This is a genomic window from Rhizobium sp. 10N414 (assembly GCF_056394785.1).
Map to the genome: position 1 here is coordinate 13241 of NZ_JBFTIN010000021.1, position 15678 is coordinate 28918.

Sequence of the window (15678 nt, forward strand, 5' to 3'; positions counted from 1 at the left end):
GGGTTCGCAATGGCAAAATATCTGTTGGGGCTCGATGCCGGAAACACCGTCATCAAGGCGGTGATCTTCGATCTCGAAGGCCGGGAGCTGGCGCATGCCGGGGAGGAGGGCCATAGCCGCATGCCGTGCCCCGGCCATGTCGAGCGCGATCTCGGCGAACTCTGGGCCAATGCCAAACGGGTGATCCGCACGTGCCTCGACAAGGCAGACATTGCTGCCTCCGATATTGCCGCCATCGGCTGTGCCGGCCATGGCAACGGCCTCTATGCCCTTGATCGCGATGGCCAGCCGCTGATCGCAATCCAGTCCCTCGATACGCGTGCAACCGGACTTGTCGAGGAATGGGCGGCTGAAGGGGTCGGCGACCGCACCGCACCGATCGCCCGCCAGCGCCCCTGGCCATCCCAGACGCCGACGCTGCTTGCCTGGCTGAAACGCCATCGTCCCGACCTCTTCCAGCGTATTGGTACGGTTTTCTTCTCCAAGGATTTCGTCGTCAACCGGCTGACGGGCAGCCGCGTCAGCGAGGTCTCCGATATGTCCGGCGCCGGCCTGCTCGATCTCGCCGCCCGTCGCTACGACGAGGCGCTGATGGCCGCTTACGGCCTTGCCGAGAGCATGCACATGCTGCCGCCGCTGATCGAAAGCGCCGATATCGCCGGCCATGTGACGCAAGAGGTCGCGACTGAGACCGGGCTTGCGGCCGGCACACCGGTCGTCGGCGGGCTGTTCGATGTCGTCGCCTCGGCGCTCGGCTCGGGCGTGTCGCGCACCGGCAGCGCCTCGATCATCGCCGGCACCTGGAGCATCAATCAGGTGATCATCGATGGTCCCGACCTTGATGGCCCGGTTTTCATGTCCTCTACCTTCGACCGCAGCCGCTACATGGCGATGGAAAACAGCGCCACGTCGGCCGCCAATCTTGAATGGCTGGTTCGGGAATTCTTCGAGGACGAGCATCCAGAAGGCGTCTCGCCCTTCGATGCGGCTTGCGCGCTCGCGGCTGCGGTCGCGCCGGCTGCGGATGATCCGCTCTATCACCCCTTTCTTTATGGCGCCCAGCAGAACGGCCATGCGCGGGCCGGTTTCTATGGCATGGCTGGCTGGCACACCAAGGGACATCTGATCCGGGCACTTCTCGAAGGTGTCGCCTTCGGTCATCGCCAACATATCGAGACCATCCGCAAGGCGGGTGCGAACTTCGAGGAGGCGGTGCTCTCTGGCGGTGGCTCGCGCAGCAGGCTCTGGCCGCAGATATTTGCGGATGTATTGGGTGTTCCCGTGACTGTTGCCGTGTCGCGGGAGACAGGGGCGCTCGGGGCTGCGATTGCGGCCGGCACGGGTGTCGGGCTGTTTGCCGATTTCACCGAAGGCGCCACCGCCATGGTGCGGACCGATCGGCACTATCAGCCCAATGCTGTGCTATCGACCCACTACGCCACCCGTTACAGGCTTTACACGGATATTAACGAGGCGATGACGCCGCTGTGGCGGCGGCTTTCGGAGGCCCGAAGCCTCGCAACAGGAGTTGCAGCGTGACCATGCCCATGAATGAAGCGCCCATGAAACAAGCGCCAATGGATGAAGGCGTTTACGATTTCATCGTCGTCGGTGCGGGGTCGGCCGGCTGCGTGCTGGCAAACCGGCTCTCGGCTGATCCGAGTAACCGGGTGCTGCTGATCGAGGCCGGCGGCTCGGATCGGTATCACTGGGTGCATGTGCCAATCGGTTACCTCTATTGCATGGGCAATCCGCGCACCGACTGGATGATGAAGACGGCGGCCGAGGCCGGCCTCAACGGCCGGGCGCTCAACTATCCGCGCGGAAAGGTGCTCGGCGGCTGCTCCTCGATCAACGGCATGATCTACATGCGCGGGCAGGCGGCGGATTATGACGGCTGGCGGCAGGCAGGCAATGCCGGTTGGGGCTGGGATGACGTGCTGCCCTGGTTCCTGAAATCGGAGGACAATTATCGCGGCAAATCGGCCTTGCACGGAGCGGGGGGCGAGTGGCGCGTCGAACGACAGCGGCTGTCCTGGCCGATCCTCGATGCCTTTCGCGATGCGGCCGAGGAACTCGGCATTCGCAAGACCGGAGATTTCAACGGCGGGGACAATGAAGGGTCCGGCTATTTCGAGGTCAATCAGAAGGGCGGCCTGCGCTGGAACACGACGAAAGCCTTCCTGCGCCCGGCGATGAAGCGGGTAAACTTGCGCGTGCTGACAGGCGCGGAAACCGAGTGGCTGGAATTTGACGGCAAAGCTGTATCCGGCGTGCGCTTTCGCCTCAATGGCCGCTCCTGCGTCGCCCGCGCGTCGCGCGAGGTCATTCTATCTGCGGGTTCGATCAACTCTCCAAAAATTCTGGAGCTTTCGGGCGTCGGGCGGCCGGATGTGTTGTCGAGCCTCGGCATTCCCGTGCATCATGAGCTCCAGGGTGTCGGCGAAAACCTGCAGGACCATCTGCAGATCCGAACCGTCTTCAGGATCGAGGGTGCGCGCACGCTGAACCAACTTTACCACAACCTGTTCACCCGAGCCGGCATGGCCTTGCAATATGCGATCAGCCGTTCCGGTCCGCTCTCGATGGCTCCAAGCCAGCTCGGGATCTTCGCCAAGAGCGATCCGTCCGTCGCTACCGCCGATCTCGAATATCACGTCCAGCCTCTCAGCACCGACCGGCTCGGCGAGCCGCTGCATCGTTATCCTGCCGTGACTGTCTCCGTCTGCAACCTCCGGCCGGAAAGTCGCGGCACCGTGCATATTACGACACGTGATGCCTCGGTCGCCCCTGAAATTCGTCCCAATTATCTTTCGACCACGGGCGACAGGCTGCTCGCGGCAAATTCAATTCGCCATGCGCGCAGCTTGATGGAAACGACGGCTATCTCCCGTTTTCGACCGCAGGAGATGCTGCCGGGCCGGGAATATCAGAGCGATGACGAGTTGATCCGTCGTGCAGGTGATATCGCCACCACGATCTTTCATCCTGTCGGCACCTGCAGGATGGGAAGCGATCCAATGGCGGTGGTGGATGCCAAGTTGCGCGTGCATGGGCTTGAGAAGCTGCGCGTTGTCGATGCCTCGATCATGCCGACGATCGTGTCCGGCAATACGAATTCCCCGGTGATCATGATCGCGGAAAAGGCAGCGGAGATGGCGCTGAGCATGCAATAGCTGGACGATGTCTTCTTTGATCCCACTATCTCGCCGCCTGACGATCACGCCTCGCCTCGGCATGCATCAATAAGAGCTCTCGAAAGTGCCTTGCCCGTACACCTTCGGATACCAGAGATCTTCGAAATCGACACAGTTCACGGTGATTTGGAGCATTGTGTCGGCAGTCTGTGTACGGCCGAATTCGTCAAACACCTAACGTCATTCGCGGTGGCTGTCAGCGGCCGCCTGGCTGACGGCACCTTCCTGCCGGGGCAAATTCGTGCATGAGATAGGTTGGAACCGCTTCGCAGCTTTTCATGAGCGCGGATAATTCCTTGTCGGACTTGCTTGCCAGTATTCCGGTGCGCACAAGTACCGATGCGAGGCCGACATTGGCTGCGCCTTTGATATCGTGCTCGATACTGTCGCCGATGCAGACGACCTTTGCTCGATCGAGACTCCCCCATACTGACATGGCGTGGCTGTAAATTTGATGATACGGCTTGCCGATCCACTGGACCTTGCCGCCGAGTTCCTCATAGATCCTCGCGATTGCTCCCGCGCCAGGTGCGTTCTTGCCGCCCGCCAGCTTGTGAATGTCAGGATTTGTGCAGATGCAAGGCGTGTGATTGGCCGCTGCGGGTTCCAGCATGCGCCGGTATACATCGAGCGCTATGCGTTCCGCCTCGCTGCCCGAGATGATAACGAGATCGGCATCATTCGATCGAGGCACAGTCGTCAGATGAAGACGGTCCGCGAGGTTTTGGTCATCACCGCTGGAAATTGTGAAAGCGCGCATCCCGCGCCGAATGTCCTCAGAATGGGACAGAATATCAAAGGCGACGTCGCCCGACGTCACGAACCGCTCAAACAGGCCACGCTCGAAACCGAGGCGAACGAAGCGTTCGGCATTATAGTCGCCACTTCGCCCGGAGTTGGAAAGGACGATCACCCGTTTGCCATTCTCTTTCAGCCTCTGCAACGCTGCAGCGGCGCCTTCATAGGCGCCCTCGTCATCACGCAGCACGCCAAACTGATCGATCAGGAAATAGTCGTATTGATTGATCAGGTTTGCGAGCGATGTCTCGGGAACAGAGCTCACTGGTTCTTCCTTTGCCATTGAAGAATGAGCGCTGCGGTGCCGATTGCAGCCTCCGTCGACTTCGAAGGCTTAAAAGCGATACCAAGCGCGGCTTGCCGCATGCGTGTCCACGTCGGATTCTTCGAGCCGCCGCCAACGGTTCGGATCGATTTCAGCTGCGCGGCACCAAGCTCCGCCAGCCTGTCATATCCCAACCGTTCAATTTCCGAGATTCCTTCAAGCACTGCCTGGAAGAAAATTGCGTCATCCTCCGGGCGAGGCTCCAGACGAGGGGCATAATCCGGATCGCTGAAGGGGAAGCGTTCCCCGCGTTTAAGTAACGGATAGAAGTTCAAACCCGTGGGTCGCGAGAGATCAAGGCGAGCGGTCAACTCGGCGAGGCGGTCATCTCCGAACAGTGATTTGATGACGGCACCACCCGTGTTGGAGGCGCCGCCGGGGAGCCAGAAATCGAGTACCCTGTGCGAGTAGATACCATATTGCGGTGCGTTGATCGGCCGTTCGGAAGCGAGCTTGAGGACGAGCGTGGAGCCAAGAGCGGTAACGCCATCGCCGATCTGCGAGGCGCCGGTTGCCAGAAACGAGGCGCAGCCGTCGGTCGTGCCGGCGTGAAAGCGGCAAGTCTTTGCAAAGCCAAGCTTGGCAGCGAAACCTTTGACGCGCGAGAGCGCAGCACCGGCACGGTAGACATTGGGAAGCAGGTCGCGATTAAGGCCGGCCATCTCAATCCAGTCCGGCCATTTTTCCCGTTGCAGGTCGTAACCGGTCTTCAAGGCATTGTTTTCGTCTGTTGCTGCTTCGCGCAGACCGAGCTTCAGCAACAGCCAGTCGGCCTGATGGACGACCTTGGATACACCTGGCTGACGGGCAAGAAAGATTGCTCGCGCAAGAGCCGAGCTCGCGCCTTTCGCTGGGCTGTCGGCCGGCGCATGCCGGGATATCTGTTCGACAATATCGCCATCGGGGCAGTTATCATTGTACATCAACGGCGCGCCCACCGGTTCGCCCACGCGATCGAGCGCGAGAACGGTTCCGGATGTTCCGTCGATACCGATTGCTCCGACGGATGCAAGGCTTGTTTTTGCCGCAAGTTGCGTGAGCGCGGTTGACGTTCTTTCCCACCATATGGAAGGGGCGCGACCTTCCTCAGCGGTGAAAAACGGAGTGCTGGCGAGAGCAACAACCTCACCGTTGTCGGAAATTGCGGCCGCGCGGACGCCGGACGTGCCGATGTCGATTCCTATGACAGTTGCGGGCAATGGATTGGGCGAGCTTGTCACGAGGTCACGGCTCCGCGGTCAAGCGCCTGCCTGTACTGCTCAGCCTCCCAGTTTGTCAGCTCGTTTTCGTCCGCTTCGGAAAGATAGTTAACATCGGAATCGTCGGGGATGCGTGCTACGACTTCTGCAAGACATCGAGCCATCGCCTGGCCGCCAGCCGTCAACTCGTTCGACAAGAGTACGCCGGAGCCAGGCACGATGATCATTTTCGGCGGGCTTTCTCCTGTCAGTGCCAAGCTTTCGAGGTAAGCGCTCAAGGATTGGTCTGCGTCCAGGAGGCCGATCTTCACGCCGAGGAAAATCACGTGATCCGGATACATCGAACCGGCTGTCGCCAGCCGGACGCTTTCCTGTGAGAGTGCTAGCTGATGGCTCTCGATGTCGTTTGCTGGAGAGTAACTGCTTTCCCGGCTCAGCCGCTCGAGTGTCTCGATGGACGGGGAGGGAACTTGCCGCTCAGGCATTTCCAGTGCAGCGGAGACCTGCTCGATGCGGCGCGCAACCTCGTCAATGGTGGCCCCGGCAATGATGATGCCGTGATTGTAGAGGACTAAAACGTCGGGACGCGTTGTGGCCGCCAAGTCGACCTCGCGGGCAAGCGGCGTGCCGGGGCGCCTGTAGGGAACCGTCACCCAATTCAACCCGGTCACTTCCAGCCTTGCTTTCAGGAGCCGATCGCGATCTCTCAGAACCGAGAGCGCGATCGAGTTGACGCAGTGGTAATGGGCGACGACTGCCTGGGGCAAGGCCGCGTGAAAGCTGGTCTCGATGGATGGTCGCAGGCCGCTGGTATTCAGTGACGCAATAACGAAATCGGTGGCCTTTTCGGCGCGTTGGTCGCCTTTGCGAAGGGCTTGGACGAGCGGCGCGACACGGACCGGCACCATGATATCGCGATCCCCGGCCTGAGCGAGCCAGGTGCCGGATGCTTTGACCCACATGGTATCGCCATCCTTAAGCGAGGTATTCCCGCCTGCTCCCTGAGTTTTGAGGATGTCGGTTCCGATCTGCTTCGACAGCGCCAGAAACCGGTTGAACTCGCCCTCCGAGCTACCTACCGCCATCGAGACCTCCGCGTTTGAGATGTTCACTCACAATAATGAGCGAATTTTTCACCGATCGTATGTAAGCGATTGAATATCGTCAATGATGAAGTTTTTACGTCACATTGACTTGCGGATGAGGTTTCGTTGTGATTATCTTTAATCATCGGCAGGGAGCGGCCGGGAGGAAAACACAGTGAACGATGCCAGCCGGCATAAACTCATCACCGACCTTCTTCGCGAAACACCGTTCGCTTCGGTTCGCGACCTGCAAGTCCGCCTCGGCGTTTCCCCGGCAACCATCAGACGCGATATCGACAAGTTGCACGAAACAGGGCGAGCCAAGAAGGTCTACGGAGGGATCTCGGCTTTCGAAGTCGGCGGCCGGCTTGCGGCCCGACCATACGACGAGAACCGCGATATTGCGGTCGAGGCCAAGCGCGCGATAGCGCAAAAGGCCGCCTCGCTGGTGCGGGACGGTGACTCCATTATCGTTCATGCCGGTTCTACCTGCTTTCAACTGGGCGTGCTTCTGGCTCGCCGCAACTTGCGCATCTATACCAATTCGATGCCGCTTGCTGCCTACCTCGGCGAGCACGGCAGCTGCCATCTCAGCCTTTCAGGCGGCGAACTCTATCGCGAGCCGGGGATCATTCATGATCCGGCTTCGGGTGCGCCCGATTACTTCGCTTCGCGATTCTTCGTTGGCACGCAAGGCATCGATTCACAGGGGCTTTTGGAGTCACACCCGCTGCTCGTCAAGGCGATCGGCGAGCTCAGCACCTGTGCTGATGAAGTGGTGCTGTTGGCAGACAGCCGAAAGTTTTCCATTCAGCCACGTAACCTGGCTTTGACGCTGTCGCGCGTCGGAACGATCGTGACGGACGACGGTTTGTCCGATGCAAACGCCAAGATGCTTGAGAATGCCGGTGTGACGATCCTCATCGCAGATGTCGGAGGCGTCGTTTGACAGAGCATTGTCCAGTTGCGGTCTTTGACCTCGGAAAGACCAATTCGAAGCTGTTCGTCATCGACGGCAAGGGCGATGTCGTAGCGGAGCGACGCGCCAAGCCGGTGTGGCGCGAGCACGGCGACATTCATGTCCTCGATGACGAAGCTCTTTTTTCCTGGATGCAGGACGAGCTCGGCCAGGCCGTCGAAGCGCATGGCGTTCGCCATGTGACGTTTTCCGCGCATGGCTGCACGTTCGCGCTGATCGGAAAAGGCGAACTTTGCCATCCGATACTTGATTACGAACAGGAGCCTCCGGCATCGGTCGCAGCCAGGATTGATCCGCTCATTCCACCGTTTTCTGAAACCTACTCACCCCGTCTGCCGCTCGGGTTGAACTACGGCCGCCACATTCTGTGGCTTCAGGACAGGGATCCGAGCACGCTCGACGCTACCGATGCGATCCTTGCCTACCCTCAATTCTGGTCATGGAAATTCTCCGGCCGCGCCGCCTCCGAAGTGTCCTATCTCGCTTGCCATTCCCATCTCTGGGCACCGTTGGCCGATGACTTCAGCAGCCTCGTCGACCAAGAGGGTTGGCGCGCGAAAATGCCTGATCTTGTGTCGGCAGGTTCGTCACTTGGGACATACCCCGTCACGGCAACAGGCGAAACTGTGGACGTTATGGTCCACAATGGTGTCCATGATAGCAATTCCGCACTGTTCTACTACAGGTCCGTCGGCTTTGACGATTTCACGCTGATCTCGACTGGCACCTGGGTGATTATCTTCAATCAGGCGTGCCCTTTGAATGCCCTCGATCGTGAGCGCGACATGCTCGCCAATGTCACGGTAGACCATGCACCTGCCGCAACGATCCGGTTCATGGGTGGTCGCGAATACGACGTGGCAAGCCAAGGCTGGACAAAGCCGATCAGTATCGAAGCGGTAGAAGCGGTCATCGCCAAGGGCAGCTTCGCCCTGCCGTCTTTCGCCGCCGGTGGGCCGTTTCCGGGTTCAGAAGGTCATTTCCTCGGACCAGCCGTTGACGGCGAGGAGCGGGCGGCCGTGGCGTTGCTCTACGTGATCCTGATGACGGATCTGTCACTCGATCTTATCCATTCGCAAAACGACATTGTGATCGATGGCGGCTTGGTCAAGGCCGACCTCTATGCACCATTGCTTGCGGCCTTGCGGGATCAGACCGTCTTTACCAGTGCAAATCCCGAAGGCAGCGCCTTCGGGGCGGCTGCGCTCGTATTTCGCCAGTCCAATGTCCGGCCCTTCAAAAATGAGTGTGAGCGTATCCGTGCCGTCGAGATCGCCGGCCTTGGCGACTACAGGCGGGAATGGAGGCGACGTGCGATAGAGCCGAGGCGTGACGTGTCGCCGCCGGCCATGCTGAGCGAGGGGATCCGATGAACCCAGTTGTAGCATCGTCCCCGGAAATTACTCCCGTTCTCGAAATGCGGAACATCAGCAAGACCTTCGGCAATACGCGCGCACTGACGAAAGTCTCCTTGACTGTGTATCCCGGTGAAATTCATGCGTTGATGGGGGAGAATGGCGCCGGCAAGTCGACGCTGATGAAGGTTCTCTCCGGTGCTTACCTCGCGGATCCCGGCGGTACGATTCTGGTCAGCGGCCGGCCGGCGGTCACCGGCGACCCGATCAAGGCAAGAGCCAACGGCATTGCGGTGATCTATCAAGAACTGTCGCTCGCTCCCAATCTGACTGTCGCCCAGAACATGTTTCTCGGGGAAGAGCCGTCACGTCTTGGGTTCGTCGACCGCGCGGATATCAGGAAGCGCGCCGAGCCCATTCTGAAGCGCCTCGGCATCGGCTTTTCTCCCAATCAGCTTGTGTCGTCCCTTTCCTTGGGCGAGCGTCAAATGGTCGAAATTGCCCGCGCTCTTACCACGGACGCGCGCATCATCGTCATGGACGAACCGACGACATCGCTGACGAGCCGGGAAACCGAAAAGCTTTTCGAGGTGATCGCCAGCCTCAAGGCACATGGAATTGCGATCATCTACATCAGCCATCGCATGGAAGAAATCTACGCGCTTGCAGACCGCGTCAGCGTGCTTCGCGACAGTGCCTATGTTGGAACGCTGAAGCGCAGCGAACTGTCGGCCGAGCGGCTCGTCTCCATGATGGTCGGCCGCGACCTGTCGTCGTTCTATAAAAAGGAGCACCGCGCTGCCGCGCACGATCGCCAGGTCGTGCTTGCCGTCAAGAATGTGGGAGACGGGCGGCGCGTGCACGATTGCTCTTTCGATGCCTGTTCCGGAGAGGTGCTGGCCATCGCAGGCCTTGTCGGTTCAGGCCGCACGGAGCTTGCGCGACTGATCTTCGGTGCGGACCACAAGGCCACCGGCGTCGTAACCTTGAACGGTCAGGAGCTTTCGCTGCGCGGCCCCCACGATGCGCTTAATGCCGGGATTGCCTACCTCACCGAGGATCGCAAGGCACTTGGCCTGTTCCTCGACATGACGATCAACGAGAACATCAATGTCGGTGTGATCGCCAGGGATGCGCGACCAGGCGGGTTCCTCGATTTCGGCAAGGCGAAGAAGCGTGCCGATGACGCCGTTTCGTCCCTGTCGATCCGAACGAAGAGCACGTCCATCAATGCCGGGGCCCTGTCGGGCGGCAACCAGCAGAAGGTGTTGCTGGCGCGCCTTCTGGAGACCAAGCCGCGGGTCGTCATCCTTGATGAGCCGACGCGCGGCGTCGACGTCGGTGCGAAGTCGGAAATCTATCGGATCATCGACGAGCTTGCCGAAAGCGGCATCGCCATCATCGTGATCTCAAGCGATCTGCCCGAGGTGATTGGTATCGCCGACCGCGTGTTGGTGATGCGCGAGGGACACATCGCCGGCGAGGTCGTCGCATCGCCGGACCGACCGATCGAGCAGGAGACCATCATGGCCCTTTCGACCGGTCCGGTCGGTCGAGACACAATGAGCGCGACATAAGAGAGAACCTGAAATGAGCGCAATGCAGAGCGGACAGACAGCAACAGACAGGATGAGGCTGAGGTCGACCTTGACGGCCCTCGGTATGCTACCCGTCCTCATTCTTTTGGCCGTCGGCTTTCATCTTCTCAGCGGTCGCTTCCTCAGCGTCAACAATCTGTCGATCGTCATGCAGCAGGCGTCGATCAACACCGTGCTTGCGGCCGGCATGACATTCGTGATCCTGACGGGCGGCATCGATCTTTCCGTCGGATCGATCCTTGCCGCCTCAGCCATGGTCGGTGTCATCGTTTCGCTGTGGCCGGATGTCGGCATGCTTGGGATTCCCGCAGCAATCGCTGTCGGACTGGCATGCGGCCTCATCAATGGAGTTATCATCGCGTTCTTGAAACTCCCGCCCTTCATCGTCACGCTGGGTTCGCTAACGGCAATGCGCGGTATTGCCCGTCTTCTCGGCAACGACACGACCGTCTTCAATCCCGATCTGCCCTTCGACTTCATCGGCAACGGCAATCTGTTCGGCGTGCCATGGCTGGCGATCATCGCATTGGTGACGATCCTGGTATCCTGGGTGATCCTCAAGCGGACGGTCCTCGGAACCTGGATCTACGCTGTTGGCGGCAATGTCGAGGCTGCACGCCTCACGGGCATCAAAGTGCCGCTGGTGCTTTTGTTCGTCTATTCGATGTCGGGCCTGCTATCGGGCCTGGGTGGTGTCATGTCGGCGGCCCGCCTGTACGCGGCAAACGGATTGCAGCTTGGCCAGGCTTATGAGCTCGACGCGATTGCAGCCGTCATTCTCGGCGGTACCAGTTTCGTCGGCGGCGTCGGGTCGATCTGGGGCACGCTGATAGGGGCTTTGATCATCGCTGTCCTGTCGAACGGTCTCATCCTCGTCGGGGTTTCCGACATCTGGCAGTACATCATCAAGGGACTTGTCATCATCGTTGCCGTCGGGCTCGACCGCTACAGGCTGAGAGGGCTTAGCCGCACCTGAGCTGCGGCTGAAGGAACCGGGTTACCGGATAACAAAGGCGCAGGAGGCGCCATAAGGAGGAAAGCATGCGCATGATCTCTAAACTGCTCACCGCCACCGCGCTCGCCGCGGCAATTGCAATGCCGGCCGCGGCAAAGGATCTTCAAAAGATCGGCATTTCGGTCGGCCTTCTGGGCAATCCATTCTTTGTCGCGACCATCAAGGGCATTGAAGACCGAGCCAAGGAAATCAATCCGAATGTTCAGGTGACCTCCGTTTCTGCCGATTACGACCTCAACAAGCAGGTTTCGCAGATCGACAGCTTCATTGCCGCAGGCGTTGACATCATCATGCTCAACGCGGTCGACGCCAAGGCAATTGCACCGGCCGTCAAGAAGGCTCAGGCCGCCGGCGTTATCGTCGCCGCCTTTGACGTGTCCGCACCCGGTGCAGACGTCACTGTCATGACGAACAACGTCAAGGCAGGCGAAGAAGCCTGCCAGTACATCGTCGACAAGCTCAGCGGCAAGGGCAATGTTGTCATCATTAACGGCCCGGCCTCGTCCTCGATCCTCGATCGCGTCCAGGGTTGCAAGAACGTCCTGTCGAAGAGCCCTGACATCAAGATCCTCTCTGACGACCAGAACGGCCAGGGATCGCGCGATGGTGGTCTTGCGATCATGCAGGGATTGCTGACGCGCTTCGACAAGATAGACGCCGTTTTTGCAATCAACGATCCGACCGGCATTGGCGCAGAGCTTGCCGCAAAGCAGTTGAACCGGAACGAGTTTTTCATCACCGCAGTCGATGGCGCTCCTGATATCGAAAAGTCGCTCGCCAGCGGCAACTCGATGATCAAGGCCTCCGCTTCGCAGGATCCCTACGTCATGGCCGGCGACTCGCTGAAGATGGCCGTCGACGTCCTGAATGGCAAGAAGCCGGCCGAAACGACGGTGCTTCTCGACCCGAAGTTGATCACGGCTGAAAACCTCAAGGACTACAAGGGCTGGACGGCAGCCCGCTAAGGTCTCCTCCCGAGTGGCCCGCCGTTGCCGCGTGCACGGCGGGTCGCCTTCCCTCAATGAAAATCTCAGGAAGCGGTTTGCCCATGTCCAAGATCGGTGTCCACTCATTTGTCTGGAGTGCCGGCTCGTCGAAGGATGAGCTCGATAAAGCTCTATCGAGGTCCCACGAACTTCAGTTCAAGCTTATCGAGTTTTCGTACCTCGATCCGAAACAGGTGGACGTGAAGTGGCTGGCGTCTCGCATCGAGGAACTTGGCCTTGATGTCGCAATCAGCATGGGGCTGCCCTCAGAGGGTGACATCTCCAGTCATGATCCGGCAGTTGTTGCCAAGGGCGAGGATATTCTCGACCGCGCTGTGGCACTCGTGCGCGATCTGGGCGGTACCAAGCTTGCCGGCATACTGAGCTCGGCCCACGGCAAGCAGGAACATGCGCTGACAAAGAAGGGATGGGATACGAGCGTCGCCACCCTGTCGAGAGTGGCAGATCGAGCCAAGGCTGCCGGCGTTACGCTAAACCTCGAAATCGTCAATCGCTTCGAGAGCAATATGCTCAATACGGCGGCGCAGGGGATGGCCTATATTTCAGATACAGGCGCTGCGAACGTCTTTCTGCATCTCGATACCTTCCACATGAACATCGAAGAGGCCGACGTCGGCCTTGCAATCCGTCACGCCGCGGACAAGATCGGCTATGTCCATATCGGGGAAAGCCACCGCGGTTACCTCGGTACCGGAAATATCGATTTCGCCACCATCTTCGACGCTCTCGTGGCGATCGGGTGGGATGACTATGTAACCTTTGAATCCTTCTCCACTACGATCGTCGACAAGGACCTTTCATTGAAGACTGCCATCTGGCGCAATCTCTGGGACGACAATGTTGCGCTTGCCAGGCATGCCCGTCAATTTGTCGAACTTGGGCTGGAAACCGCCAAGCGCAGGGCCGAACTGGTCAAGCAGACGCACTTGACGTGGTCATAGGAAGGGGCCGCTTAACCGCATACCCGTAGGCGCATGGAGTGACGGCTTTTCAATCGCACGGACCGTCCCCGGAACGGCTGGCTTCGCGCATAGCCGTTCGTCAGGAGGTGCGGCGCCAGACAGACCGGTTGTCCTTTCGCCGTCTGGGCGGCTCGGTCAGGCGAGATTTGGTTCCATGCTTTTTGTGTAGACGCCGGCGATATCCGGACAAAGTTCGCCGCCCGCCTTGGGTAATCCATTGGCTAGGTCGTTCCCAAGCGATTTGTTTTGCGCCACTCTTCGTACTCTCCGCGGGCATCGTCATGCAGCGGATAGTAGCGCTGCAACGACCCGCCCTCCATGAGTTTCATTCGCGAAAACTCCTCCCAATCGTGATGCTTTTGCGATTCTTCGATGACGCTCGCAGCCATTGCGACTGGAAGCACGACCACCCCGTCATCGTCGGCGACGATGATGTCTCCGGGGATTACCGTGACACCGCCGCAGGCAATCGGAACGTTGACGGCGTTGGGATAGATGCCGGTCTGCACATGATAGTTGGGCGTCCAGCCGCGCAGCCATAGAGGCAGATCCAGCTTCTCGACATTGGGCCGGTCGCGCATGCACCCATCGATCACGATGCCAGCGCCGCCTCTCCCTTTGAAATAGGTCGACATCATATCGCCGAAGACCCCCGAGCTCATGTCGCCGCGCGCATCGACGACGACCACATCGCCCTCCTGCACGTGATAAAGCACATGGCGGTGCAACTGCGTCTCCGGATCTGCATATTCTCCCTCGGTGAAGAGGTCGGGCCGCTGCGGCATGAATTGAAGCGTCAGGGCCGGCCCGACGATCGACTTGCCGTGATTTTGCGGCACGGGACCGACCATGTGCGGATTGCGGAAGCCCATGTGGCCTAGCGTGCCGGAGATCGTCGCGGCACCGATTTCCTTCAATGCGTCGATCATCTCTCTGGGCGGTCGCGTAATCTCGGGCATATGTGTCATTCCAGGCTCCCGTTGGATGAAACTACCAGTTTGTGACAGAACCGTCGCGGCGCTTCAGGTGAGGCGCTTCCCAGAAACGAAAGCTCTCTGCCTTGACTGCCTCTTCGTTGACCTCGACGCCGAGCCCTGGCAGATCGCTGACCGGATAGTCGGAGCCGTCGAGCCTTGGTTGCACGGGGAAGAAGTCGGAATTGTCGAAGCCCAGCTTTGCTTCGGGCGCCCTGGTCTCGAGCCAGGCGAAATTCGGTACCGCGGCGGCGAGATGGATGGTCGCGGCGGTGCAGACTGGGCCGAGGGGATTGTGCGGCATCAGGTCCACATAGTGCGCCTCGCTCCAGCCGGCGACCTTCATCGCCTCGGTGAGCCCGCCAACATTGCAAACATCGAGCCGGTTGAACTGATGGATGCCACGCTCGATGTAGGGCAGGAATTGCCACTTGCTGGCAAATTCCTCGCCGATGGCGAACGGGATGTCGGTCATCCTGCGCAGGGACTCGTAGGCTTCCGGTGTCTCGTCGCGTATCGGCTCCTCGAGGAAATCAAGCACGCCACGGCCGAGCTTGTTACAGAAGCTCGCAGCCTCTGCCACCGACAGCCGATGGTGATAGTCGATGCCGAGGACGACCTCGTCGCCCAGCGCCTCGCGCGCCTTGTTTAGCATAGTTGCGGTCGCGGCGATCGACTCCCGCGGCTCAAAGATGTCCTTGCTGTTTTGCCCGACAGGGAAGAAGCGGATCGCCTGCCACCCTTGTGCGCGCAGTTCGCGGGCCCGTTCGATGGCAACATCGCCCTCGGCCTCGTCGCCGGTCGAGGCGAAGGTCGGAATCCGGTCGCGCTGCTTGCCGCCCAGCAGTTCGTATGCCGGCACCCCCAGCGCCTTGCCCTTGATGTCGTGAAGGGCAATGTCGATGGCGGAAATCGCCGCCTGCAGAACGCGCCCGCCTTCGAAGTATTGGCTGCGATAGACTTCTTGCCATATCCGACCGATCTGCATCGGGTCGCGGCCGATGAGAAACTCGCGATAGTGCTCGATCGCGCCGGCCACGGCCTTCTCGCGACCGCTCAAGCCGCTCTCGCCCCAGCCGAAGATGCCGTTGTCGGTCTCGACCTTGACCAGCATCTGGTTGCGCGTTCCGACCCACACCGGATAGGGCTTGATCGCCGTGATCTTAAACTTCGTGGTCATCCAC

The 15678-nt window shown here is 59.9% G+C and carries 13 protein-coding genes; 8 read left to right on the top strand and 5 right to left on the bottom strand.

Features of this window, described 5'->3' with window-relative positions; all coding sequences use genetic code 11:
• Window positions 1–9 precede the first annotated feature (9 nt).
• Together AC1DE4_RS18935 and AC1DE4_RS18940 are read left to right on the top strand one after the other, a co-directional pair.
• Window positions 10–1539 carry an FGGY-family carbohydrate kinase gene (locus AC1DE4_RS18935; RefSeq protein WP_477882488.1) on the top strand — a complete coding sequence of 510 codons (1530 nt, stop codon included), beginning with the start codon at window positions 10–12 and terminating at the stop codon, window positions 1537–1539.
• Between the two features lie 38 nt (window positions 1540–1577).
• Window positions 1578–3176: a GMC family oxidoreductase gene (locus AC1DE4_RS18940; protein WP_477882592.1), complete on the top strand. Its 1599-nt coding sequence runs from the start codon at window positions 1578–1580 to the stop codon at window positions 3174–3176.
• 217 nt (window positions 3177–3393) lie between these two features.
• Here AC1DE4_RS18940 and AC1DE4_RS18945 read toward each other — a convergent pair whose 3' ends face one another.
• Genes AC1DE4_RS18945 through AC1DE4_RS18955 form a run of 3 tightly spaced genes read right to left on the bottom strand, consistent with a single transcriptional unit; the run spans window position 3394 to window position 6604 of the window.
• On the bottom strand, window positions 3394–4260 hold the full coding sequence (locus AC1DE4_RS18945) for a TIGR01459 family HAD-type hydrolase (RefSeq protein WP_477882490.1): 867 nt from the start codon (window positions 4258–4260) through the stop codon (window positions 3394–3396).
• Window positions 4257–5540 carry an FGGY-family carbohydrate kinase gene (locus AC1DE4_RS18950; RefSeq protein WP_477882492.1) on the bottom strand — a complete coding sequence of 428 codons (1284 nt, stop codon included), beginning with the start codon at window positions 5538–5540 and terminating at the stop codon, window positions 4257–4259. The genes AC1DE4_RS18945 and AC1DE4_RS18950 overlap by 4 nt, the downstream gene beginning before the upstream one ends.
• Window positions 5537–6604 (bottom strand): class II aldolase/adducin family protein, encoded by a 1068-nt coding sequence (locus tag AC1DE4_RS18955; RefSeq protein ID WP_477882494.1) that lies wholly within the window; start codon window positions 6602–6604, stop codon window positions 5537–5539. The genes AC1DE4_RS18950 and AC1DE4_RS18955 overlap by 4 nt, the downstream gene beginning before the upstream one ends.
• A 175-nt stretch (window positions 6605–6779) precedes the next feature.
• Here AC1DE4_RS18955 and AC1DE4_RS18960 point away from each other — a divergent pair, with 175 nt between their 5' ends.
• The 6 genes from AC1DE4_RS18960 to AC1DE4_RS18985 all read left to right on the top strand — a co-directional run bounded on the left by AC1DE4_RS18960 (window position 6780) and on the right by AC1DE4_RS18985 (window position 13499).
• Window positions 6780–7553 (top strand): DeoR/GlpR family DNA-binding transcription regulator, encoded by a 774-nt coding sequence (locus AC1DE4_RS18960; RefSeq protein ID WP_025660637.1) that lies wholly within the window; start codon window positions 6780–6782, stop codon window positions 7551–7553.
• Window positions 7550–8956 (top strand): FGGY-family carbohydrate kinase, encoded by a 1407-nt coding sequence (locus AC1DE4_RS18965; protein WP_477882497.1) that lies wholly within the window; start codon window positions 7550–7552, stop codon window positions 8954–8956. The genes AC1DE4_RS18960 and AC1DE4_RS18965 overlap by 4 nt, the downstream gene beginning before the upstream one ends.
• Window positions 8953–10515 (top strand): sugar ABC transporter ATP-binding protein, encoded by a 1563-nt coding sequence (locus AC1DE4_RS18970; RefSeq protein WP_477882499.1) that lies wholly within the window; start codon window positions 8953–8955, stop codon window positions 10513–10515. Before AC1DE4_RS18965 ends, AC1DE4_RS18970 begins: the two co-directional genes overlap by 4 nt.
• Window positions 10516–10537: 22 nt before the next feature.
• The gene (locus AC1DE4_RS18975; protein WP_037217105.1) at window positions 10538–11512 is read left to right on the top strand and encodes an ABC transporter permease subunit; all 975 of its coding nucleotides are present in this window, start codon (window positions 10538–10540) and stop codon (window positions 11510–11512) included.
• A 65-nt stretch (window positions 11513–11577) separates the two neighbouring features.
• The gene (locus AC1DE4_RS18980) at window positions 11578–12516 is read left to right on the top strand and encodes an ABC transporter substrate-binding protein (protein ID WP_018856007.1); all 939 of its coding nucleotides are present in this window, start codon (window positions 11578–11580) and stop codon (window positions 12514–12516) included.
• A gap of 83 nt (window positions 12517–12599) precedes the next feature.
• A complete protein-coding gene (locus AC1DE4_RS18985) occupies window positions 12600–13499 on the top strand; it encodes a sugar phosphate isomerase/epimerase family protein (protein WP_025660641.1) in 900 nt (299 codons plus the stop codon).
• A gap of 242 nt (window positions 13500–13741) precedes the next feature.
• Here AC1DE4_RS18985 and AC1DE4_RS18990 read toward each other — a convergent pair whose 3' ends face one another.
• A complete protein-coding gene (locus tag AC1DE4_RS18990; RefSeq protein WP_025660642.1) occupies window positions 13742–14488 on the bottom strand; it encodes a ribonuclease activity regulator RraA in 747 nt (248 codons plus the stop codon).
• 22 nt (window positions 14489–14510) lie between these two features.
• Window positions 14511–15674 (bottom strand): mandelate racemase/muconate lactonizing enzyme family protein, encoded by a 1164-nt coding sequence (locus AC1DE4_RS18995; protein ID WP_477882501.1) that lies wholly within the window; start codon window positions 15672–15674, stop codon window positions 14511–14513.
• Window positions 15675–15678: the final 4 nt, after the last annotated feature.